This window comes from Staphylococcus sp. FSL W8-0305 (assembly GCF_037966415.1).
Lineage (GTDB): Bacteria > Bacillota > Bacilli > Staphylococcales > Staphylococcaceae > Staphylococcus > Staphylococcus aureus.
The window spans coordinates 957,774-981,966 of sequence record NZ_CP150198.1 but is presented as its reverse complement, the minus strand read 5'-3'; the positions used below and the strand labels follow the sequence as shown (position 1 = coordinate 981,966).

Sequence of the window (24,193 nt, the reverse complement as noted above, 5' to 3'; positions counted from 1 at the left end):
TTGAGAAAAAGAAGGGTGATGATACAATGGGATTCAAAAATAATTTAACATCAAATTTAACAAATAAAATTGGTAATTCAGTTTTTAAAATAGAAAATGTTGACGGAAAAGGTGCAATGCCAACGACGATTCAAGAATTGAGAGAAAGACGCGAACGTGCTGAAGCAATTGTAAAGAGAAAGTCTTTAATGTCATCAACAATGAGCGTTGTTCCAATTCCTGGATTAGACTTTGGTGTTGATTTAAAATTAATGAAAGATATTATCGAAGATGTAAATAAAATATACGGATTAGATCATAAGCAAGTTAATAGCCTTGGGGATGATGTGAAAGAAAGAATTATGTCTGCAGCGGCAATTCAAGGTAGTCAATTTATTGGTAAAATAATTTCAAGTGCATTTTTAAAAATTGTAATTAGAGATGTAGCAAAACGAACTGCAGCTAAACAAACAAAATGGTTTCCTGTTGTAGGACAAGCTGTGTCTGCATCTATTAGTTACTATTTTATGAATAAAATTGGAAAAGATCACATTCAAAAATGCGAAAATGTTATTAAAAATGTCATGTAGGTGCTATAATAGTTTTGCAATTTGCAAATTTTACTGAAACCGGTTTTAAACGAATTGAATTTAAAGCATGGTTTTGGTAAAGTTAAGGTATAAAACTAAGTTAGTATTGTAATAATATTGAAGATTCTAACTATACGAAGGAGAAATGTAATTATGGAACAAAATTCATATGTAATCATCGACGAGACTGGTATTCACGCTAGACCAGCAACAATGTTAGTTCAAACAGCTTCAAAATTCGATTCTGATATCCAATTAGAATATAACGGTAAAAAGGTTAACTTAAAATCAATCATGGGTGTTATGAGCCTTGGTGTTGGTAAAGATGCTGAAATTACAATTTATGCTGACGGTAGTGATGAATCTGACGCCATTCAAGCAATCAGTGACGTCTTATCAAAAGAAGGATTGACTAAATAATCATGTCTAAATTAATTAAAGGAATTGCTGCATCTGATGGTGTTGCAATTGCTAAAGCTTATTTGTTAGTTGAGCCAGACTTAACATTCGACAAAAATGAAAAAGTCACTGATGTTGAAGGAGAAGTTGCTAAGTTCAATAACGCTATCGAAGCTTCTAAAGTTGAGTTAACTAAAATTAGAAATAATGCAGAGGTTCAATTAGGTGCTGATAAAGCTGCTATCTTTGATGCACATTTATTAGTTTTAGATGACCCTGAATTAATTCAACCAATTCAAGATAAGATTAAAAATGAAAACGCTAATGCTGCTTCAGCATTAACAGATGTAACAACACAATTTGTTACGATTTTTGAATCTATGGATAATGAATACATGAAAGAACGTGCGGCTGATATTCGCGACGTTTCTAAACGTGTGTTATCACATATTTTAGGTGTAGAATTACCGAATCCGAGTATGATTGATGAAAGCGTTGTTATTGTAGGGAATGACTTAACGCCATCAGATACTGCTCAATTAAATAAAGAATTCGTACAAGGTTTTGCTACAAACATTGGCGGAAGAACAAGTCACTCTGCGATTATGAGTCGTTCTTTAGAAATTCCAGCAATTGTTGGTACAAAATCAATTACTCAAGAAGTTAAACAAGGCGACATGATTATCGTAGATGGATTAAATGGTGATGTAATCGTTAATCCAACTGAAGATGAGTTAATCGCTTATCAAGATAAACGTGAGCGTTATTTTGCTGACAAGAAAGAATTACAAAAACTACGTGATGCTGATACTGTTACAGTTGATGGTGTTCACGCAGAGCTTGCTGCAAATATTGGTACACCTAATGATTTGCCAGGTGTTATTGAAAATGGTGCACAAGGTATCGGCTTATATAGAACTGAGTTTTTATATATGGGTCGTGACCAAATGCCTACAGAAGAAGAACAATTTGAAGCTTATAAAGAAGTATTAGAAGCAATGGACGGTAAACGTGTTGTTGTACGTACTTTAGATATAGGTGGAGATAAAGAATTATCATACTTAAACTTGCCTGAAGAAATGAATCCATTCTTAGGTTACCGTGCGATTCGTTTATGCCTTGCGCAACAAGATATTTTCAGACCACAGCTACGTGCATTATTACGTGCATCAGTTTATGGTAAGTTAAATATCATGTTCCCAATGGTTGCAACAATTAACGAATTTAGAGAAGCTAAAGCTATATTATTAGAAGAAAAAGAAAACCTTAAAAATGAAGGTCATGACATTTCAGATGATATAGAATTAGGAATCATGGTAGAGATACCTGCAACAGCAGCATTAGCTGATGTCTTTGCTAAAGAAGTAGATTTCTTCAGTATCGGTACAAATGATTTAATTCAATACACATTAGCTGCTGACCGTATGTCAGAGCGTGTATCATATCTATACCAACCATATAATCCTTCAATCTTACGTTTAGTTAAACAAGTTATTGAAGCGTCACATAAAGAAGGTAAATGGACAGGTATGTGTGGTGAAATGGCTGGAGATGAAACAGCTATTCCATTATTGCTTGGTTTAGGTTTAGATGAGTTCTCTATGAGTGCAACGTCTATTCTGAAAGCAAGAAGACAAATTAATGGTTTAAGTAAAAATGAAATGACTGAACTTGCTAACCGTGCAGTCGACTGCGCAACGCAAGAAGAAGTTATTGAATTAGTTAACAACTACGTAAAATAATTAATTCTTTCGAAAGACAGAATTATAAATAAACCCGAAGTATTCATTGTGAGTAATTATGAATACTTCGGGTTCTTTTTTTGATTTATGTTAATTTCAATGGAATGTTGTTGCTAACTAATTAAACAACTAGGTGTCATTGACATAAATATTGTTCTTTAATTAATGTTAGTTAATTTAAAAATCGATATTTAATTTATGATAGCTAAAAATGATGAAGTTAATTTAGATGAAAATTAATCTTGGATATTTAATACTTTGTTGATTTCATCAAGATCAACATGGTACATTGGATTGCCATTCAACAAAATAAACGGAGTTGAAAAAGCATCAAAATCTATCATTTCGTTTCGATATTGTTGATTTTTGATATTTCTCTCTTCAAAATCAATTTGACGCTCATTTAGATAATTTTTTACAAATGTACAAGGTGGACAATCATTCTGTGTATAAACGATTATTTCTGACATGTATCATGCTCCTTCGTGCTTTATTCTAATGTAATATACACAATTATACATTGAAATTCAAATTTGTGAACACATTGTGAACTGACATAAATTATACACAATTTCATAGCGCATAATGTTTTAAAAATACACATTATAGCAATTATAATTAAGTTCATTGTGTTGTCATCAAAAAAAGAAAAAGGTGATGTTTTTAAATGGATACAGTTGAAATCAGTCGGTTTTTGACAGCTATGACTTTAGCAGTTCATATCATTTTTGCAACGATTGGTGTTGGTATGCCTTTAATGTTCGCAATTGCAGAATTTTTAGGTATTCGCAAAAATGATCTTCAATATATAGCTATGGCCAAAAGATGGGCTAAAGCTTATACAATTACTGTAGCAGTGGGAGTTGTTACAGGTACAATTATAGGACTTCAATTATCATTGATTTGGCCTACATTTATGGAAATGGGTGGACACGTTATTGCACTTCCATTATTTATGGAAACATTTGCGTTCTTCTTTGAAGCTATTTTCTTAAGTATATATTTATATACTTGGGACCGTTTTAAAAATAAATGGACACATTTCTTAATTAGTATACCAGTAATTATTGGTGGCTCTTTCTCAGCATTCTTCATTACTTCAGTGAATTCATTTATGAATACGCCTGCAGGTTTTGAGTTGAAGAATGGAAAGATGGTCAATGTTCAACCTATAGAAGCGATGTTTAACCCATCGTTTATAGTTCGATCATTTCACGTAATTACTACAGCCGGTATGACGATGGCATTTGTTATTGCATCAATAGCAGCTTTTAAATTATTGCGTAATCGTCAACCTAAGGATACTGTCTACCATAAGAAAGCTTTGAAAATGTCTATGATTGTTGGATTCTTTTCAACTTTACTTTCTATGTTGGCAGGGGATTTATCTGCAAAATTTTTGCATAAATTCCAACCTGAAAAATTAGCAGCTTATGAATGGCATTTCGATACATCTTCCCATGCCAAATTATTATTATTTGGTGTGTTAGATGAAAAGACTCAGCAAGTTAAAGGTGCGATTGAATTACCTGGACTATTGAGTTTCTTAGCAGATAATAGTGTCAAAACTAAAGTGCAAGGGTTAAATGATTTTCCGAAAAGTTTACATCCGCCTATGATCGTCCATTATTTCTTTGATTTAATGGTAACGATGGGAATTTTATGTTTTGTCATTTCAGGTGTTTATGTTTTAACTTTAATGTTTAAAAAGCTTAGAAATTTTTCTACTCATAAATGGATGCTTTACGGAATATTATTAACAGGACCAGCTTCAATGCTAGCTATAGAATTTGGATGGTTCTTAACAGAGATGGGTAGACAGCCTTGGATTGTTCGTGGTTATATGCGCGTGGCAGAAGCAGCAACACAAGCAGGCGGAATAACCTTTGTTACAATTTTATTTGGCATATTGTACACCATTTTAATGTATACATGTGCATACGTATTAATTCGTATGTTTAAAAATAAACCGGCGTATGAAGATGTAAATCGTTTAGCCAAGAAGCAAGGAGGAGAAATAGAAAAATGATTTATGCATTTATAGGTATAACAGTGTTATGGTTGTTTTTATTTTGCTATATCATTATTGCTTCTATAGATTTTGGGGCAGGTTTCTTCGCATTGCATTCAAAGTTAACTGGTGATGAAAAGAAAATTAATCACTTAATTTCACGTTATTTGAACCCAGTTTGGGAAGTTACGAATGTATTCTTTGTTTTCTTCTTCGTAGGATTCGTAGGTTTCTTTCCAGAGTCAATCAAATATTTAGGCACGGTATTGTTAATACCAGGTTCAATAGCACTGATTATGATATCGTTGAGAAACAGTTTTTATGCATTTGAAAATTATGGTCAAGATACAAAATTAGCATGGATGATCATGTATGGGGTAAGTGGATTGTTAATTCCAGCTTCATTATCTACTGCTTTAACTATTACAGAAGGTGGTTATATTAATGTTCGAAACAATGTTATCGATCTAGATTGGGTGCAGTTACTGTTAAGCCCATTTGCTTGGTCTGTAGTATTCTTGGCAATTATTTCAGTTTTATATATTTCATCAGGATTTTTGACATATTATGCTAAAAAAGCAAATGACGAACCAGCATATAATTTAACAAGACAATGGCACATATTTTTAGGGCCACCGATGATTATCATTTGTTTATTCGTATTTCTATCATTACGCATTCAAAATTCTGAACATTTTTATTCAGCTGTTTTTGACTACTGGTGGATGTTTGCTATAAGTTTCCTATTCTTTGCATTAGCTTCATTGTTAACATTCTTTAAGAAAAAACATGGTTTGGCTTTTGTATTTGTTATTTTACAAATGATGTTCGCGTTCTTTGGCTATGGAATTAGTAAATTGCCATACCTTTTATATCCGTTTGTAAAAATTACAGATGCATATGTTAATCCAGAAATGGGCTGGACATTAGTGATTGTCTTTATTTTAGGTTTACTTTTATTACTTCCATCGTTAATATTATTATTAAGATTATTTGTTTTCGACAAAGAATATGTTGAAGGAAAGAAATCATAAGTTGAGACGATACCCCAACTTTCATTTACTTGCATTACTGCATTTAGATAATTTAGTTGGGGTACTCATTTATAATAATTTTAAATTTATATTTTCAATGAATTGATGAAAATCATTTAATGGAGGGCGAGTATGGGTAAAGAATATGTAGTCATCGGTCTAGGTCGTTTTGGAGGTAGTATCGTTCGTGAGTTGAATGCATTAGACATGGATGTAATGGCCATCGACCATGATGAAAATAGAGTGAATGAATATAGTGATATCGCTACTCATGCGGTTGTTGCAGATACTACAGATGAAGCAGTTATGAAAAGTTTAGGTATCCGTAACTTTGATCATGTCATTGTGGCAATTGGTGAAAATATTCAATCAAGTACGTTGACGACTTTGATTTTAAAAGAGTTAGGTGTAAAAAAAGTAACTGCTAAAGCACAAAATGATTATCATGCAAAGATTTTAAATAAAATTGGAGCAGATACGGTTGTGCACCCTGAGCGTGATATGGGTAGACGTATTGCGCATAATGTTGCGAGTGCAAGTGTACTTGATTATCTTGAGTTGGCAGACGAGCATTCTATTGTAGAATTGAAAGCGACTGAAAAGATGGCGGGGCAGTCTATCATTGATTTAGATATAAGAGCACAATATGGAATTAACATTATTGCAATTAAACGAGGCAAAGAGTTCATCATTTCACCAAATCCAAATATTAATTTAGAAATAGGTGATATTTTAATTATGATTGGACATGATAATGATTTAAATCGCTTTGAAAAAAATATTGCGACGAGATAATCGGGAGTGGTACAGATATGATATTTTCTCAAAATTTATTTCGTCGTCCCACCCCAACTTGCATTGCCTGTAGAATTTCTTTTCGAAATTCTCTGTGTTGGGGCCCATCCCCAACTTGCACATTATTGTAAGCTGACTTTTCGTCAGCTTCTTTGTTGGGGCCCCTGACTAGAATTGAAAAAAGCTTGTTACAAGCGCATTTTCGTTCAGTCAACTACTGCCAATATAACTTTGTAGAGCATTGAACATTGATTTATGTCTCAAGCTCATCATATATAAAGAAAAAGCTACTAACAATGTGTGGTGAGTTTAATTAAAACTTCACTTCAAAGTTAGTAGCTTTTTGATTATTTATTGTTTGATTCTTTTTGTTCGTTTACCTTCATAATGACTGGTAAAATCATTGGTTTTCTAGCTGTTTTTTCAAATAAATAAGGTTGTAATGTTTCAATGATAGAAGATTTAATCTGATGCCATTGAATATCTTTATTTTGATTTAACTTACTAATAACATCAGTTTTGATTTTGCGTTGTGCATCATAAATTAATTGTCCTGATTCTCTCATATATACAAATCCTCGAGAAATAATATCTGGACCAGAAAGTAATTTATTTGTATTAAAATCAATGCTAACAACAACGATAACTAAACCTTCTTCAGATAATAGCTTACGGTCTCTTATTACAACATTACCGATATCACCGATACCACTACCATCAACAAGTACATTACCAGATGGAATGCGACCAGCTTTACGTGCTGAATCGTGTGTTAAAGCTAAGACATCTCCGATATCAAAGATGAAGACATTATCTTCTTCAACGCCGCATTCAACACCAGTCTCACCATGTGCTTTTAACATACGGTATTCACCATGAATAGGTAAGAAATATTTCGGCTTGATTAATCGAAGCATTAATTGTTGATCACCTTGAGAACCATGCCCTGAAGTATGGATGTTAGAAATCTTGCTGTGGATAACATCTGCACCAGCTTTATACAAGGAATTAATCGTTCTGTTAATACTTTTTGTATTACCTGGGATAGGTGATGAACTAAATACAACGGTATCTTCAGGTATAATTTTAATTTGCTTATGAGTACCATTAGCAATTCTAGATAATGCTGCCATTGGTTCACCTTGAGAACCAGTACATAGTATTAATAACTCATGCTTCGGTACAGTATTAATTTTATTAGGTTCAATAAATGTTTCAGGTGGTGCTTTAATATAACCAAGTTCCATACCGATTTTAATATTGTTTTCCATCGAACGACCGAACGTAACAATTTTACGGTTATTTTTGATAGCAGCTTCAACTGCTTGTTGAACTCGGTAAATATTAGAAGCAAAGGTAGCAAATATAATACGACCTTTACAATTGCGGAAGATCTTATCTACGTTTTGACCAACTTCACGTTCGCTTAAAGTAAAATCAGGCACAAGTGAATTTGTTGAGTCTGAAAGTAAACATAGAACGCCTTCTTCGCCTAATTGAGCCATTTTAGCAATGTTTGCTGGTTTGCCTACAGGTGTAAAATCAAATTTAAAGTCACCGGTATGAACTACTTTTCCTTCAGGTGTATCTACGATGACGCCATAAGTTTCAGGAATACTATGCGTAGTTAAGTAGAAAGAAATCGTAAAGTGCTTAGATTTAATCACACTGTCCTCATTGATTTCATTTAGTTTAGCAGTACGTAATAAATGATGTTCTTCAAGTTTATTACGGATTAAACCTAATGCTAAAGGACCACCATAAATAGGTATATTAAGTTGTTTTAATAGGAAGGGCACACCGCCTATATGGTCTTCGTGACCATGTGTTATAAATAGGCCAACAATTTTATCTTGGTTTTGAACTAGATATGTGTAGTCAGGTATAACATAATCAATCCCTAATAAGTTATCATCAGGGAATTTGATACCTGCATCGATAATGACAATTTCGTCTTTATACTCAACTGCATAAGTATTTTTACCGATTTCACCTAGACCTCCAAGTGCATATACACCTACTTCATTTGGATGTAATTGTTTCATTATTTAGCAATCTCCACATTAAAGTGTTCTGAGTTTTCTTTTTCGTAATCTAAATGTGCGCCCTCTAATTTAGTGATAAATTCGATATTAAAATTACGATCTTTCAAGTAACGACGTACTTGTTCTTCTGTTTGAGCTTCAACATAAAGTGATTGTGTATTTTCACGCACAATTACCTCGTCTCTGTTATGTTGATAAAAAACTTTAAATACTGCCATGTTAAAAATTCCTCCTAAGAATGTTTGTTTAATTTATTGTTAACCCTAGTAAAATCGTATTGGAGTATATATCGATAAATTCATTCCAATCATCTCTATAATGTAACTTAATAACGATTTGGTTAATAACTAGGTTCATCATGTCGTTCATTTTAAAAAATTAGTGAAATAACACTAAAATTTCAGTTAAATCTTATTTTACATGATGAATGATAATAAATAAAGCAGTTTATCTCACTAGAAATCTAAGTATTTCGAATAAATGTGCAGTTCTATTTATTAAAATAAATGTAGAGATTATAAATTAATGTTAAGAAAGAATTAAAGGATTTTATATGAAACGGTAAAATTTAAATGAGGGGATAAAAAGTTTGGTAGAAAGGTGAAAATATTTTACTGTTATTTTTTAGGAAAAGTTGTAAAAGAAAAAGCTTAGGACATCATATTTATCCTAAGCTTTGATAATTAGTAATAGTGTGTTTTAAACTTCTACAGCATCTGTATGTGGTTGTAATGGGTGGTCTTTGTCAATGTGATCATAGAACATTACACCATTTAAATGATCAATTTCATGTTGGAAAACAATTGCTGGATATCCTTTTAGTCGTAACTGTATATCATTACCTTCGATGTCTTTGGCTTTAATTGTAATTCTATTATGACGGTGAACTAGACCAGCAACATTATCATCGACACTAAGGCAACCTTCACCAGTTGGTAAATAAGCTTCTTGAACGCTATGACTTACAATTTTAGGGTTCACAAGCATATAGTCATAAGATTTGCCACTGCCATCATCTGGTATTAAAACAGCAATCATACGTTTAGAAATATTAATTTGAGGTGCAGCCAAACCAACGCCTGAACGTAAACCGTAACGTTTCGCGATTTCCTCATCTTGACTATTTACTAAAAACTCTCTCATGGCGATTAATGTTTCTTTTTCTTCTTTAGTTAATGGTAATTCTAGCTCAGCTGCTTTTTGACGCAAAGTTGGATGACCATCTCTAATGATGTCTTTCATTGTTAACATATATTGCACCTTCCTTATTTTAATTTGTTTTAGTTGAATGACAGTAAAAAGGTTGTTAAGATACTCATACATTTTTATGTGTAAGTATGTACAAAGTTAACCAACTACTGCCAAGGTTTATTTTAGATAGTATATGTAAATTTTCAGATATGCTAATTGCCTAAAAAATGATTAAAGTGTTGATTTCAGGCAATGATACTTTAGAAATTTATTTATCGTCTTGACTTTAAAAATTATATTATAAATGACGTAACTGTCAACAGATATACTTAGTAATGAAGATGTGTAATGTAATTGTTTAAAATTGATTTCCAAGCAGATTTTATTTATCATTTAATTTAAATAGCAAGTGGAGGTACAAGTAATGAAATTTGGAAAAACAATCGCAGTAGTATTAGCATCTAGTGTCTTGCTTGCAGGATGTACTACGGATAAAAAAGAAATTAAGGCATATTTAAAGCAAGTGGATAAAATTAAAGACGATGAAGAACCAATTAAAACTGTTGGTAAGAAAATTGCTGAATTAGATGAGAAAAAGAAAAAATTAACTGAAGATGTCAATAGTAAAGATACAGCAGTTCGCGGTAAAGCAGTAAAAGACTTAATTAAAAATGCCGATGATCGTCTAAAGGAATTTGAAAAAGAAGAAGACGCAATTAAGAAGTCTGAACAAGACTTTAAGAAAGCAAAAAGTCACGTTGATAATATTGATAATGATGTTAAACGTAAAGAAGTAAAACAATTAGATGATGTATTAAAAGAAAAATATAAGTTGCACAGTGATTACGCGAAAGCATATAAAAAGGCTGTAAACTCAGAAAAAACATTATTTAAATATTTAAATCAAAATGATGCGACACAACAAGGTGTTAATGAAAAATCAAAAGCAATAGAACAGAACTATAAAAAGTTAAAAGAAGTATCAGATAAGTATACGAAAGTACTAAATAAGGTTGGTAAAGAAAAGCAAGACGTTGATCAATTTAAATAATTAATATGATACAGATGGTAGGAAACAACTAATACAGTTCCTGTTATCTGTATCTTTTTTTATTAAAACAGAACTTTTTCAAATGGTTTAACAGTCCCATTTATTTGTGGTACAATTAGTAAGGATAAAATGAATTTCTATACAATTATGGGAAAGGTATGGTGAATTGAATGGCTCCTAAGTTACAAGCCCAATTCGATGCAGTAAAAGTTTTAAATGATACTCAATCGAAATTTGAAATGGTTCAAATTTTGGATGAGAATGGTAACGTCGTAAATGAAGACTTAGTACCTGATCTTACGGATGAACAATTAGTAGAATTAATGGAAAGAATGGTATGGACTCGTATCCTTGATCAACGTTCTATCTCATTAAACAGACAAGGACGTTTAGGTTTCTATGCACCAACTGCTGGTCAAGAAGCATCACAATTAGCGTCACAATACGCTTTAGAAAAAGAAGATTACATTTTACCAGGATACAGAGATGTTCCTCAAATTATTTGGCATGGTTTACCATTAACTGAAGCTTTCTTATTCTCAAGAGGTCACTTCAAAGGAAATCAATTCCCTGAAGGCGTTAATGCATTAAGCCCACAAATTATTATCGGTGCACAATACATTCAAACTGCTGGCGTTGCATTTGCACTTAAAAAACGTGGTAAAAATGCAGTTGCAATCACTTACACTGGTGACGGTGGTTCTTCACAAGGTGATTTCTACGAAGGTATTAACTTTGCAGCAGCTTATAAAGCACCTGCAATTTTCGTTATTCAAAACAATAACTATGCAATTTCAACACCAAGAAGCAAGCAAACTGCTGCTGAAACATTAGCTCAAAAAGCAATTGCTGTAGGTATTCCTGGTATCCAAGTTGATGGTATGGATGCGTTAGCTGTATATCAAGCAACTAAAGAAGCACGTGACCGCGCAGTTGCAGGTGAAGGCCCAACATTAATTGAAACTATGACATATCGTTATGGTCCTCATACAATGGCTGGTGACGATCCAACTCGTTACAGAACTTCAGATGAAGATGCTGAATGGGAGAAAAAAGACCCATTAGTACGTTTCCGTAAATTCCTTGAAAACAAAGGTTTATGGAATGAAGACAAAGAAAATGAAGTTATTGAACGTGCAAAAGCTGATATTAAAGCAGCAATTAAAGAGGCTGATAACACTGAAAAACAAACTGTTACTTCTCTAATGGAAATTATGTATGAAGATATGCCTCAAAACTTAGCAGAACAATATGAAATATACAAAGAGAAGGAGTCGAAGTAAGCCATGGCACAAATGACAATGGTTCAAGCGATTAATGATGCGCTTAAAACTGAACTTAAAAATGACCAAGATGTTTTAATTTTTGGTGAAGACGTTGGTGTTAACGGCGGTGTTTTCCGTGTTACTGAAGGACTACAAAAAGAATTTGGTGAAGATAGAGTATTCGATACACCTTTAGCTGAATCAGGTATTGGTGGTTTAGCAATGGGTCTTGCAGTTGAAGGATTCCGTCCGGTTATGGAAGTACAATTCTTAGGTTTCGTATTCGAAGTATTTGATGCGATTGCTGGACAAATTGCACGTACTCGTTTCCGTTCAGGCGGTACTAAAACTGCACCTGTAACAATTCGTAGCCCATTTGGTGGTGGCGTACACACACCTGAATTGCACGCAGATAACTTAGAAGGTATTTTAGCTCAATCTCCAGGTCTAAAGGTTGTTATTCCTTCAGGCCCATACGATGCGAAAGGTTTATTAATTTCTTCTATTAGAAGTAATGACCCAGTCGTATACTTAGAGCATATGAAATTGTATCGTTCATTCCGTGAAGAAGTACCTGAAGAAGAATATACAATTGACATTGGTAAGGCTAATGTGAAAAAAGAAGGTAATGACATTTCAATCATCACATACGGTGCAATGGTTCAAGAATCAATGAAAGCTGCAGAAGAACTTGAAAAAGATGGTTATTCTGTTGAAGTAATTGACTTACGTACTGTTCAACCAATCGATGTTGATACAATTGTAGCTTCAGTTGAAAAAACTGGTCGTGCAGTTGTAGTTCAAGAAGCACAACGTCAAGCTGGTGTTGGTGCAGCAGTTGTAGCTGAATTAAGTGAACGTGCAATCCTTTCATTAGAAGCACCTATTGGAAGAGTTGCAGCAGCAGATACAATTTATCCATTCACTCAAGCTGAAAATGTTTGGTTACCAAACAAAAATGACATCATCGAAAAAGCAAAAGAAACTTTAGAATTTTAATACATTGTAAAAGTTAACGAAGTTAGCGTATTTTAGTCTCATTGATTAAAATGAAATGTTTAATTTACGAAATCTTAGGAGGGCAAAAACGTGGCATTTGAATTTAGATTACCCGATATCGGGGAAGGTATCCACGAAGGTGAAATTGTAAAATGGTTTGTTAAAGCTGGAGATACTATTGAAGAAGACGATGTTTTAGCTGAGGTACAAAACGATAAATCAGTAGTAGAAATCCCATCACCAGTATCTGGTACTGTAGAAGAAGTTATGGTAGAAGAAGGTACAGTAGCTGTAGTTGGTGACATTATTGTTAAAATCGATGCACCTGATGCAGAAGATATGCAATTTAAAGGTCATGATGATGATTCATCATCTAAAGAAGAACCTGCGAAAGAGGAAGCGCCAGCAGAGCAAGCACCTGTAGCTACTCAAACTGAAGAAGTAGATGAAAACAGAACTGTAAAAGCAATGCCTTCAGTACGTAAATACGCACGTGAAAAAGGTGTTAACATTAAAGCAGTTTCTGGATCTGGTAAAAATGGTCGTATTACAAAAGAAGATGTAGATGCATACTTAAATGGTGGTGCACCAACAGCTTCAAATGAATCAGCTGCTTCAGCTACAAATGAAGAAGTTGCTGAAACTCCTGCAGCACCTGCAGCAGTATCATTAGAAGGCGACTTCCCAGAAACAACTGAAAAAATCCCTGCTATGCGTAGAGCAATTGCGAAAGCAATGGTTAACTCTAAGCATACTGCACCTCATGTAACATTAATGGATGAAATTGATGTTCAAGCATTATGGGATCACCGTAAGAAATTTAAAGAAATCGCAGCTGAACAAGGTACTAAGTTAACATTCTTACCATATGTTGTTAAAGCACTTGTTTCTGCATTGAAAAAATACCCAGCACTTAATACTTCATTCAATGAAGAAGCTGGTGAAATTGTGCATAAACATTACTGGAATATCGGTATTGCGGCGGACACTGATAGAGGCTTATTAGTACCTGTAGTGAAACATGCTGACCGTAAATCTATTTTCCAAATTTCTGATGAAATTAACGAATTAGCTGTTAAAGCACGTGATGGTAAATTAACAGCCGATGAAATGAAAGGTGCAACATGCACAATCAGTAATATCGGTTCAGCTGGTGGACAATGGTTCACTCCAGTTATCAATCACCCAGAAGTAGCAATCTTAGGAATTGGCCGTATTGCTCAAAAACCTATCGTTAAAGATGGAGAAATTGTTGCAGCACCAGTATTAGCATTATCATTAAGCTTTGACCACAGACAAATTGATGGTGCAACTGGCCAAAATGCAATGAATCACATTAAACGCTTATTAAATAATCCAGAATTATTATTAATGGAGGGGTAAAACATGGTAGTTGGAGATTTCCCAATTGAAACAGATACTATAGTAATCGGAGCAGGTCCTGGTGGATACGTTGCAGCAATTCGTGCAGCTCAATTAGGACAAAAAGTAACAATCGTTGAGAAAGGTAATCTTGGTGGTGTTTGCTTAAACGTAGGATGTATTCCTTCAAAAGCATTACTACATGCTTCTCACCGTTTTGTTGAAGCACAACATTCTGAAAACTTAGGTGTTATTGCTGAAAGTGTTTCTTTAAACTTCCAAAAAGTTCAAGAATTCAAATCATCAGTTGTTAATAAATTAACTGGTGGTGTTGAAGGCTTACTTAAAGGTAACAAAGTAAACATCGTTAAAGGTGAAGCATATTTCGTAGATAACAATAGCTTACGTGTTATGGACGAAAAGAGCGCACAAACATACAACTTTAAAAACGCAATCATTGCAACAGGTTCAAGACCAATTGAAATTCCTAATTTCAAATTCGGTAAACGTGTTATCGACTCAACAGGTGCTTTAAATTTACAAGAAGTACCAGGTAAATTAGTTGTAGTTGGTGGAGGATACATTGGATCAGAATTAGGTACAGCATTTGCTAACTTTGGTTCAGAAGTAACCATCCTTGAAGGTGCTAAAGATATCTTAGGTGGCTTCGAAAAACAAATGACACAACCTGTTAAAAAAGGTATGAAAGAAAAAGGTGTTGAAATCGTTACTGAAGCAATGGCTAAATCAGCTGAAGAAACAGATAACGGAGTTAAAGTTACTTATGAAGCTAAAGGCGAAGAGAAAACAATCGAAGCTGATTATGTATTAGTAACTGTAGGTCGTCGTCCAAACACAGACGAATTAGGCCTAGAAGAATTAGGTGTTAAATTCGCTGACCGTGGATTATTAGAAGTTGATAAACAAAGCCGTACGTCTATCAGCAATATCTATGCAATTGGTGATATCGTTCCAGGTTTACCACTTGCTCACAAAGCTAGCTATGAAGCTAAAGTTGCTGCTGAAGCAATTGATGGTCAAGCTGCTGAAGTTGATTACATTGGTATGCCAGCAGTATGCTTTACTGAACCTGAATTAGCTACAGTTGGTTATTCAGAAGCGCAAGCTAAAGAAGAAGGTTTAGCAATTAAAGCTTCTAAATTTCCATATGCAGCAAATGGTCGTGCATTATCATTAGACGATACTAACGGATTTGTTAAACTTATTACACTTAAAGAAGATGATACTTTAATCGGTGCTCAAGTAGTTGGTACTGGTGCATCAGATATTATCTCTGAATTAGGTTTAGCAATTGAAGCTGGTATGAATGCTGAAGATATCGCATTAACAATCCATGCACATCCAACATTAGGTGAGATGACTATGGAAGCAGCTGAAAAAGCTATCGGATACCCAATCCATACAATGTAATAACTGATTATCTATAAAGATTCAGTTTTTAAAAGCTGTAGCATATGCTACGGCTTTTTTGTTTTAGGTAATAAAGTAGTGTAAGGAAATTGATTTGAGATATCGTTAACATGTGACATGCATGTTATACTAGCGATGCTAACAAAAGAATTGAAATGGAGGGTTCAACAATGGAATATGAGTATCCAATTGATTTAGACTGGAGTAATGAAGAGATGATTTTAGTGATAAATTTCTTTAATCATGTAGAGAAGTATTATGAATCCGGCGTGACGGCAGGAGACTTTATGGATGCATATAAAAGATTTAAAGAAATTGTGCCTGCTAAAGCAGAGGAAAAACAAATTTTTAATACTTTCGAAAAAAGTAGTGGCTATAATAGTTACAAAGCAGTTCAAGATGTAAAAACTCACTCTGAAGAACAAAGAGTAACAGCTAAAAAATAATTCGTTCGAAATTAACACAATTTAATAGGATTTTTTCTTTAAAACTATTGCTAATAAAGCTATATTTTGATACCTTTATCAAGTGTTAAACAAAATGTTTGATAAAAGTAAACTTAATATAGCTTTTTTAGGTGGAAAGATAAATGAACATAGGTAATAAAATTAAAAATCTTAGAAGAATTAAAAATTTAACGCAAGAAGAACTTGCTGAACGTACTGACTTATCGAAAGGCTACATTTCACAAATAGAAAGTGAACATGCCTCACCAAGTATGGAAACTTTCTTAAATATTATAGAGGTGTTAGGGACGACGCCAAGTGAATTTTTTAAAGACAGTGAAAATGAAAAAGTATTATACAAGAAGGAAGAACAAGTTATTTATGATGAGTATGATGAAGGTTATATATTAAATTGGTTAGTTTCAAAGTCAAATGAATATGATATGGAGCCATTAATATTAACTTTAAAGCCTGGCGCATCATATAAAAATTTTAATCCATCAGAGTCTGATACGTTTATTTATTGTATGTCAGGTCAGATAACACTTAATTTAGGCAAAGAGGTATATCAAGCACAAGAAGAAGACGTTTTGTATTTTAAAGCACGAGATAATCATCGTTTGTCAAATGAATCAAACAATGAAACACGAATACTTATTGTAGCGACAGCTTCATATTTATAGGGGGGATCTTATTTGGAACCGTTATTATCATTAAAATCAGTTAGTAAAAGCTATGATGATCTTAATATCTTAGATGACATAGATATTGATATTGAATCAGGATACTTTTATACATTATTAGGTCCTTCAGGTTGTGGTAAAACAACAATTTTAAAATTAATTGCAGGGTTTGAATATCCTGACAGTGGTGAAGTGATTTATCAAAACAAACCAATTGGTAATTTACCACCAAATAAACGTAAAGTGAATACAGTCTTTCAAGATTATGCATTATTTCCACACTTAAACGTCTATGATAATATCGCTTTCGGTTTGAAATTAAAAAAATTATCAAAAACCGAAATTGATCAAAAAGTAACTGAGGCATTAAAATTAGTTAAGCTTTCAGGTTATGAAAAAAGGAATATTAATGAAATGAGTGGCGGACAAAAGCAACGTGTTGCAATTGCACGTGCTATTGTAAATGAACCAGAAATATTATTGTTAGATGAATCTTTATCCGCATTAGATTTGAAATTGCGTACTGAAATGCAATATGAATTACGAGAATTGCAATCTAGATTAGGTATTACATTTATATTTGTAACACATGATCAAGAAGAAGCTTTAGCACTAAGTGACTTTCTTTTTGTATTAAAAGATGGGAAAATTCAACAATTTGGTACACCAACAGATATATATGACGAACCAGTGAATCGATTTGTAGCTGATTTTATTGGAGAATCTAATATTGTTGAAGGGCGCATGGTTAGAGATTATGTCGTGAATATTTATGGGCAAGATTTCGAATGTGTCGATATGGGTATTCCTGAAAATAAAAAAGTAGAAGTCGTTATTCGACCAGAAGATATATCATTAATCAAAGCTGAAGAAGGATTATTTAAAGCAACTGTTGATTCTATGTTGTTTAGAGGGGTCCACTATGAAATATGTTGTATAGACAATAAAGGTTATGAATGGGTAATACAAACGACTAAAAAAGCCGAAGTAGGCAGCGAAGTTGGTCTTTATTTTGATCCTGAAGCCATTCATATTATGGTTCCTGGTGAAACAGAAGAAGAGTTTGATAAACGTATTGAAAGCTATGAGGAAGTAGACAATGCGTAATACTAATAAATTTCTTTTAATCCCGTATTTACTATGGATGGTTATATTTATTATTGTACCAGTTGTATTACTCATTTATTTTTCATTTTTAGATATCAATGGACATTTTAGTTTCACGAATTATCAACAAATTTTTACTACAAAATATTTAAAAATGTTTGCATATTCAATTTTATATGCCGCCTTAATAACAATTATTACGTTGGCTATCAGTTATCCAGCTGCCTATTATATTACTCGCTCGAAATTTCAAAATATCTTATTAATGATAATGATTATTCCAACATGGATAAATTTATTGTTGAAGACATATGCTTTTATAGGTTTATTAAGTCACGATGGTGTGATTAATCAATTTTTCCACTTATTTAATTTACCATCATTCAATTTGTTATTTACAACTGGTGCCTTTTTAGTAGTGGCAAGTTATATTTATATACCATTTATGATTTTACCTATATTTAATAGCATGAAAGCAATTCCTAATAATTTATTGCAAGCCTCAAGTGATTTAGGTGCTAGTCCATTCTATACTTTTAGAAAAGTAATCATGCCGTTAACAAAAGAAGGTGTTATGACTGGGATTCAAGTAACCTTTATTCCATCACTTTCATTATTTATGATTACAAGATTAATTGCAGGTAATAAAGTCATAAATATAGGTACGGCAATAGAGGAGCAATTTTTAACAATTCAAAATTATGGTATGGGATCAACTATAGCTATATTCTTAATTGTATTTATGGCATTCATTTTAATCATTACAAAATCATCTAATGGGAGAGGGTGAATCATATGAAATGGTATGGAAAGCTGTATATCGGGATACTTTTAGCGATTTTATACATCCCAATATTCTTTTTAATGTTCTATTCATTCAATTCGGCTGGTAATATGATTCACTTTGAACATTTTACATTAGAGCATTATCAATCATTATTTCAAAATGATCATTTAATGTCGGTCATTTTTAACACGATAGCTGTAGCACTTTTAGCAGCCTCAATTTCTACAGTTATTGGTACATTTGGTGCCATTGCTATTTATTATTTAAGAAATAAAAAGTTTAAAGTAACTTTACTAACATTGAATAATGTCTTGATGGTATCATCCGACGTTGTCATAGGTGCATCATTCTTAATTATGTTTACAACGATTGGCCATTTTACTGGTCTTGGTTTAGGATTTTGGACAGTTCTAATATCTCATATTGCATTTTGCATACCTATAGTTGTGATTATCGTCTTACCACAACTGTATGAAATGAATAATAATATGTTAAATGCTGCAAGAGATTTAGGAGCGACTGAACCACAATTATTAAGCAACATTATTATTCCTAATATTTTACCTTCTATTATAGGAGGATTCTTTATGGCTTTAACTTATTCACTAGACGATTTCACAGTAAGTTTCTTCGTTACTGGTAATGGCTTTAGTGTGTTATCAGTTGAAGTTTATGCTATGGCGAGAAAAGGAATTAGTATGGAAATTAATGCGATTTCAACATTATTGTTTGCTGTTATTGTATTAGGAATACTAGGATATTATTTGATTCAATACGTGATAAATAAGAAAAAACTAATCAAGCGAGGTGTAAAATAATGAAACGTTTTTTACAACTCATTATAGGTGCATTAGTTGTGGGTATGCTTTGTCTTACTTTAAGTCATTGGTTTAAATCTAAAGAACAAGTGCATACAAATCAAAAAATTTACGTATACAATTGGGGCGAATATATTGATCCAGAGTTAATTAAGAAATTTGAAAAAGAAACTGGCATTCAAGTCGTTTATGAAACTTTCGATTCAAATGAAGCGATGGAAGCCAAAATTCGCAATGGTGGTACACATTATGATGTTGCTTTTCCTAGTGAATATACAGTTCAAAAATTGAAAAGAGATCATTTATTGTTACCAATAGATCATAATAAAGTACCTAATATTAAAAATTTAGATTCAGATTATATGAATATGTCATTTGATAAAGGCAATAAATATTCTTTACCTTATTTCTTTGGAACTGTAGGTATTTTATATAATAAAGAAAAGTATCCAAATGAATCATTTGATAGTTGGAAGTCATTGTATAATCCTAAATTTAAAAACCAAATTTTACTAGTTGACGGTGCTAGAGAGATTATAGGCATGAGTTTGAATAAACTTGGGTATAATCTTAATGACCGTAATTCGCACCATTTAAAAGAAGCAGAGCGAGATTTAACTAAATTAGCACCACAAGTAAGAGGTGTCGTAGGTGATGAAATTACCATGATGCTTGAACAAAATGAAGGTAACATTGCGGTTGTTTGGAGTGGTGTTGCAGCACCTCTAGTGCAAGAAGGGGATAAATATAACTATGTTATTCCTAAAGAAGGATCGAATTTATGGTTCGACAATATGGTAATTCCAAAAACGGCACAAAATAAAGAGGGTGCATATAAATTTATGAATTTTTTATTAGATGCTAAAAATAACAAGCAAAATACTGAATTCGTAGGCTATGCAACGCCAAACAAGGCTGCTCGACAATTGTTGCCTAAAGAGATTAAAGACGACCATCGTTTCTATCCGACTAAGAAAGAGCAAGAACGCCTTGAAGTTTATAAAGATTTAGGACCTGAAGTTTTAAGTGAATACAATGAAAACTTTTTGAATTTCAAAATGTCATTAAAATAAAATCATAAATAGTAGTTATTTACTGTATATTTAGTTATAATAACGGGATAAGTACTATAAGGAGTTGTAACGAATGACTGGAGAACAATTTACTCAAATTAAACGTCCAGTAAGTAGATTAACTGAAAAAGTTCTAGGTTGGTTATGTTGGGTGATGTTATTAGTGCTTACTGTCATTACGATGTTTATAGCACTTGTTTCATTCAGTAATAACACATCGATTGCTAATCTTGAAAATACATTAAACAATAATGCATTTATCCAGCAATTATTAGCTGGAAATGGCTATAATACAACACAATTTGTAATATGGTTACAAAATGGTATATGGGCTATTATCGTTTACTTTATTGTTTGTTTGTTGATTTCATTTTTAGCTCTCATATCTATGAATATAAGAATCTTGTCAGGTTTCTTATTCTTAATATCAGCAATTGTAACGATTCCTTTAGTTTTACTTATCGTTACTTTAATCATTCCGATATTATTCTTTATTATTGCGATGATGCTATTTATAAGAAAAGATAAAGTTGAAATGGTTGCGCCACAATATTATGAAGAGTACAATGGACCGATTTATGATTATCGTGAACCTGTGTATGAGCGCCCACAACCGAAAGATGATTATTATGATGTGCCTAAATATGAAAAAGAATTGGATAAATCAAACACTGTATATGATCAAGAACTGGAAAGAGATAAATATGATCAATTTCCTAAACGTGCAGTTGAAAGTGAATATAATCATGATGAGCGCACTGAGGAAGAACCATCAGTATTATCCAGACAGGCTAAATACAAACAAAAAAGTACTGAAGAACTAGGTATTGAAGATGATGGTTATTATGAAGAACCTGAAGTTGATCCAAAAGAATTGAAAGCACAACAAAAGCGAGAAAAAGCTGAAATTAAAGCTAAGAAAAAAGAAAAACGTAAAGCTTATAACCAACGAATGAAAGAACGTAGGAAAAATCAACCTAGCGCAGTTAGTCAACGTCGAATGAATTTTGAAGAGCGACGTCAAATTTACAACAATGATATTTCTGAAGAACGCAATTCAAGTGAAGTTAAGGACAAAAAAGAGCAAGAATAAATATTGATGATACCCAGATTAGTAAGTAGAGGTCTTTTGCTTATTAATCTGGGTTTTTATATGAGGTTAATTATCGATAACGTTTAATTAAAGTGTTTAGGTGTCATAATTTTAAATGACGATTTCTCTTTACCATACAGCTAAATTACCATCAATCTGAATTCAGATGTTTATTATAAAAATTAGATGAAAAAAATGTTAATATACAAGTAAATTAATGTGCTTATATCTATAGGCTCGTAGTATACTTATTAAAATATTAAACAAAGAAAGGATTTTAAGATGAATAGAAAACCTGAATTAATCATGGCTTGGATTGCAAATAGTATTAGTATTATTTATTTATTAGTTATGGGGCTATCCTATTTTTCTTTAAAAAGTGGTAATGCATCACAACGTGAAGAATTAGCGAAGCAATTATCTCAGAACGGTGGCAAGGTTTCTTTAGATATGCTTCAGACAACAATGGGTGCATTAGCAATTATTTTATTAATTTCAACACTTTATGGTATATTTGCGACAATTTGTATTAAAGGACGTAGAAAATTATCGATTATACTTTTTGTTATCGCGATAATTGTAAGTTTGATGGCTCTTAATTTAATTGCAATTGTCTTATGGATTATCGTGATGATTATGTTGATTTCTAAAAAAGAATCAAAAGAAACTACCCATAAGGACGATGAGTATATTTATCATTAATATGTTCATAGCAAAAGAAAAACCATTAAAATGTTAAGTTGTTAATTATTAGATACAACCAACATTTTAATGGTTTTATTTTTAACCTTGTAGTTCTTGGAATGTTTGAACGATTAAATAGACATTTAAAATACTTAGAATAATAATAAGTGTCCATGAAATGATATTAACCCATGTTTTATTATAGAAAGGTCCCATCAAGTCTTTATTACTAGTAGCTAATTGTAATGGTATTAAACAGAATGGCAGAGCAATACTTAAAAATACTTGAGAGAATACAAGTAGTTGCTCAATTTTAGCTGCATTACCTTTAAAAATGATTAAACATACGATAACAGGAATGACAGCAAGGGAACGTGTAATTAAACGTCTTAACCAATTTGGTATGTGTAATCTTAAAAATCCTTCCATTACAATTTGTCCTGCTAAAGTACCAGTAATCGTTGAATTTTGACCTGACGCTAATAATGCAACTGCAAATAATGTACTCATGATTGCACCCATTGTTGCACCTAGTACAGGTTCAGTTTTTAAGGCGTGATATAAATCATAGAAACCACCTAAATCGTCAGCGTTTGAGTTGAAAAATAGTGATGCTCCTAACACTAATAATAAGCAATTGACTACAAATGCGATTGATAACTGAATGTTCGAATCTATCGTAGCAAATTTAATCGCTTGCGCCTTTTCTTCATTGTTATGTCTTGAGTATGTTCTAGATTGTACAATTGATGAATGTAAGTACAAATTATGAGGCATAATTGTTGCTCCAATAATACCTAATGCAATATAGAGAATGCCGTTATTTGTAATGATTTCACTATGTGGAATAAATCCATTTAACACAGCGTTCAACTGTGGTGATGAAATATAGACTTCAAATATAAAGATGAATAACACTGTGAAAATTAATGTACCAACAATAGCTTCAATTTTTCTAAAACCATATTTCATTATAAATAGTAGTAAAAATACATCAAGTACAGTAATTAGTGCACCGACAATTAAAGGTATGTTAAATAGGAGATTGAGAGCAATAGCACTACCAATAACCTCAGCAATATCTGTGGCGATAATTGCTAGTTCTGCAATAATCCAAAAGATTATAGCAATAGGTCTTGATAAATAATGTCGTGTCATTTGAGCTAAGTCCATACCTGTTGCTATTCCTAATCTCACTGTCATGCTTTGAAGTAACATTGCTGATAAACTTGAAATAAGAATTACGAATAGCAAAGTATAGCCATATTGCGCGCCACCTTGCATTGATGTTATCCAGTTTCCGGGATCCATGTAACCAACAGCGACTAATAACCCAGGCCCAAGAAATGATAAAAATTTCTGTTTATTTGAACTGCGATGATCGAATTTAATTGTATTGTTTATTTCGTCTAAACTTAATTGTTCATTTGTTGAATGTCGTTTATTATTCATTTTGACTCACCTCTACTTCTTATGGACAATATAATAACCTAATAAAATGTTTAGGTCAACCTAAATTTATTTTAATTTTTTTAAAAGTATGAATTATTATGTTGAACGTTCAATTTAATGGTAAGTAAAAAGAGCACGAAATCATGGATGTGATTA

General features: G+C 32.5%; 25 protein-coding genes. 19 read left to right on the top strand and 6 right to left on the bottom strand.

All coding sequences use genetic code 11. The annotated features are described in order from the left end of the window. Positions 1-26 precede the first annotated feature (26 nt). From NST10_RS04870 to ptsP, 3 genes are all read left to right on the top strand, one after another. Entirely contained in the window at positions 27-569 is a 543-nt protein-coding gene (locus NST10_RS04870) for a DUF697 domain-containing protein (protein ID WP_339211657.1), read from the top strand. Positions 570-722: 153 nt separating this feature from the next. After that, the gene (locus NST10_RS04865) at positions 723-989 is read left to right on the top strand and encodes a phosphocarrier protein HPr (RefSeq protein WP_000437472.1); all 267 of its coding nucleotides are present in this window, start codon (positions 723-725) and stop codon (positions 987-989) included. A 2-nt stretch (positions 990-991) separates the two neighbouring features. Continuing rightward, on the top strand, positions 992-2,710 hold the full coding sequence (gene ptsP / locus NST10_RS04860) for a phosphoenolpyruvate--protein phosphotransferase (RefSeq protein WP_000040043.1): 1,719 nt from the start codon (positions 992-994) through the stop codon (positions 2,708-2,710). A 236-nt stretch (positions 2,711-2,946) separates the two neighbouring features. Here ptsP and nrdH read toward each other — a convergent pair whose 3' ends face one another. Then, the gene (gene nrdH / locus NST10_RS04855; protein ID WP_001289622.1) at positions 2,947-3,180 is read right to left on the bottom strand and encodes a glutaredoxin-like protein NrdH; all 234 of its coding nucleotides are present in this window, start codon (positions 3,178-3,180) and stop codon (positions 2,947-2,949) included. A gap of 197 nt (positions 3,181-3,377) precedes the next feature. On the opposite strand from nrdH, the gene NST10_RS04850 reads away from it, so the two are divergent. The 3 genes from NST10_RS04850 (at position 3,378) to NST10_RS04840 (ending at position 6,550) form a co-directional block, all read left to right on the top strand. After that, on the top strand, positions 3,378-4,739 hold the full coding sequence (locus NST10_RS04850; RefSeq protein ID WP_000381855.1) for a cytochrome ubiquinol oxidase subunit I: 1,362 nt from the start codon (positions 3,378-3,380) through the stop codon (positions 4,737-4,739). Continuing rightward, on the top strand, positions 4,736-5,755 hold the full coding sequence (locus NST10_RS04845) for a cytochrome d ubiquinol oxidase subunit II (protein ID WP_000638453.1): 1,020 nt from the start codon (positions 4,736-4,738) through the stop codon (positions 5,753-5,755). The genes NST10_RS04850 and NST10_RS04845 overlap by 4 nt, the downstream gene beginning before the upstream one ends. 132 nt (positions 5,756-5,887) lie before the next feature. Beyond that, entirely contained in the window at positions 5,888-6,550 is a 663-nt protein-coding gene (locus NST10_RS04840) for a TrkA family potassium uptake protein (protein WP_000514290.1), read from the top strand. Positions 6,551-6,897: 347 nt separating this feature from the next. On the opposite strand, the gene NST10_RS04835 is transcribed toward NST10_RS04840, so the two are convergent. The 4 genes from NST10_RS04835 to def form a co-directional block, all read right to left on the bottom strand. Then, positions 6,898-8,595, bottom strand: coding sequence for a ribonuclease J (locus NST10_RS04835; protein ID WP_000811375.1), 1,698 nt, complete (start codon positions 8,593-8,595; stop codon positions 6,898-6,900). After that, complete coding sequence (locus NST10_RS04830) at positions 8,595-8,813, bottom strand: DNA-dependent RNA polymerase subunit epsilon (RefSeq protein WP_000257888.1); 219 nt, start codon at positions 8,811-8,813, stop codon at positions 8,595-8,597. The genes NST10_RS04835 and NST10_RS04830 overlap by 1 nt, the downstream gene beginning before the upstream one ends. 28 nt (positions 8,814-8,841) lie before the next feature. Next, positions 8,842-8,964, bottom strand: a complete 123-nt coding sequence (locus tag NST10_RS04825; protein WP_001788599.1) for a hypothetical protein — start codon at positions 8,962-8,964, stop codon at positions 8,842-8,844. A gap of 330 nt (positions 8,965-9,294) precedes the next feature. Further along, positions 9,295-9,846 (bottom strand): peptide deformylase, encoded by a 552-nt coding sequence (gene def / locus NST10_RS04820; protein ID WP_000957036.1) that lies wholly within the window; start codon positions 9,844-9,846, stop codon positions 9,295-9,297. A gap of 364 nt (positions 9,847-10,210) precedes the next feature. On the opposite strand from def, the gene NST10_RS04815 reads away from it, so the two are divergent. From NST10_RS04815 to NST10_RS04755, 13 genes are all read left to right on the top strand, one after another. After that, a complete protein-coding gene (locus NST10_RS04815) occupies positions 10,211-10,837 on the top strand; it encodes a YkyA family protein (RefSeq protein ID WP_000668339.1) in 627 nt (208 codons plus the stop codon). Positions 10,838-11,007: 170 nt separating this feature from the next. Continuing rightward, positions 11,008-12,120 (top strand): pyruvate dehydrogenase (acetyl-transferring) E1 component subunit alpha, encoded by a 1,113-nt coding sequence (pdhA, locus tag NST10_RS04810; RefSeq protein ID WP_000035325.1) that lies wholly within the window; start codon positions 11,008-11,010, stop codon positions 12,118-12,120. 3 nt (positions 12,121-12,123) lie between these two features. Next, positions 12,124-13,101 carry a transketolase C-terminal domain-containing protein gene (locus NST10_RS04805; protein WP_000068176.1) on the top strand — a complete coding sequence of 326 codons (978 nt, stop codon included), beginning with the start codon at positions 12,124-12,126 and terminating at the stop codon, positions 13,099-13,101. A 90-nt stretch (positions 13,102-13,191) separates the two neighbouring features. Beyond that, positions 13,192-14,484 carry a dihydrolipoamide acetyltransferase family protein gene (locus NST10_RS04800; protein WP_339211615.1) on the top strand — a complete coding sequence of 431 codons (1,293 nt, stop codon included), beginning with the start codon at positions 13,192-13,194 and terminating at the stop codon, positions 14,482-14,484. A gap of 3 nt (positions 14,485-14,487) precedes the next feature. Beyond that, the gene (lpdA, locus tag NST10_RS04795; protein ID WP_000260117.1) at positions 14,488-15,894 is read left to right on the top strand and encodes a dihydrolipoyl dehydrogenase; all 1,407 of its coding nucleotides are present in this window, start codon (positions 14,488-14,490) and stop codon (positions 15,892-15,894) included. Positions 15,895-16,064: 170 nt separating this feature from the next. Continuing rightward, positions 16,065-16,340 (top strand): UPF0223 family protein, encoded by a 276-nt coding sequence (locus tag NST10_RS04790; protein ID WP_000455584.1) that lies wholly within the window; start codon positions 16,065-16,067, stop codon positions 16,338-16,340. Between the two features lie 143 nt (positions 16,341-16,483). Beyond that, on the top strand, positions 16,484-17,023 hold the full coding sequence (locus NST10_RS04785; protein ID WP_001020627.1) for an XRE family transcriptional regulator: 540 nt from the start codon (positions 16,484-16,486) through the stop codon (positions 17,021-17,023). A 12-nt stretch (positions 17,024-17,035) separates the two neighbouring features. Beyond that, the gene (locus NST10_RS04780) at positions 17,036-18,130 is read left to right on the top strand and encodes an ABC transporter ATP-binding protein (RefSeq protein WP_000433551.1); all 1,095 of its coding nucleotides are present in this window, start codon (positions 17,036-17,038) and stop codon (positions 18,128-18,130) included. Next, positions 18,123-18,920, top strand: coding sequence for an ABC transporter permease (locus tag NST10_RS04775; protein ID WP_001246555.1), 798 nt, complete (start codon positions 18,123-18,125; stop codon positions 18,918-18,920). Before NST10_RS04780 ends, NST10_RS04775 begins: the two co-directional genes overlap by 8 nt. 5 nt (positions 18,921-18,925) lie before the next feature. Continuing rightward, entirely contained in the window at positions 18,926-19,735 is an 810-nt protein-coding gene (locus NST10_RS04770) for an ABC transporter permease (protein ID WP_000872390.1), read from the top strand. Continuing rightward, positions 19,735-20,808, top strand: a complete 1,074-nt coding sequence (locus NST10_RS04765; RefSeq protein ID WP_000819679.1) for a spermidine/putrescine ABC transporter substrate-binding protein — start codon at positions 19,735-19,737, stop codon at positions 20,806-20,808. Before NST10_RS04770 ends, NST10_RS04765 begins: the two co-directional genes overlap by 1 nt. Positions 20,809-20,881: 73 nt before the next feature. Further along, entirely contained in the window at positions 20,882-21,901 is a 1,020-nt protein-coding gene (locus tag NST10_RS04760; protein WP_303661640.1) for a DUF4064 domain-containing protein, read from the top strand. 282 nt (positions 21,902-22,183) lie between these two features. Next, the gene (locus NST10_RS04755) at positions 22,184-22,603 is read left to right on the top strand and encodes a DUF4064 domain-containing protein (protein ID WP_001080460.1); all 420 of its coding nucleotides are present in this window, start codon (positions 22,184-22,186) and stop codon (positions 22,601-22,603) included. A gap of 81 nt (positions 22,604-22,684) precedes the next feature. On the opposite strand, the gene NST10_RS04750 is transcribed toward NST10_RS04755, so the two are convergent. Beyond that, positions 22,685-24,037 (bottom strand): Nramp family divalent metal transporter, encoded by a 1,353-nt coding sequence (locus NST10_RS04750; RefSeq protein ID WP_001060841.1) that lies wholly within the window; start codon positions 24,035-24,037, stop codon positions 22,685-22,687. Positions 24,038-24,193 lie beyond the last annotated feature (156 nt).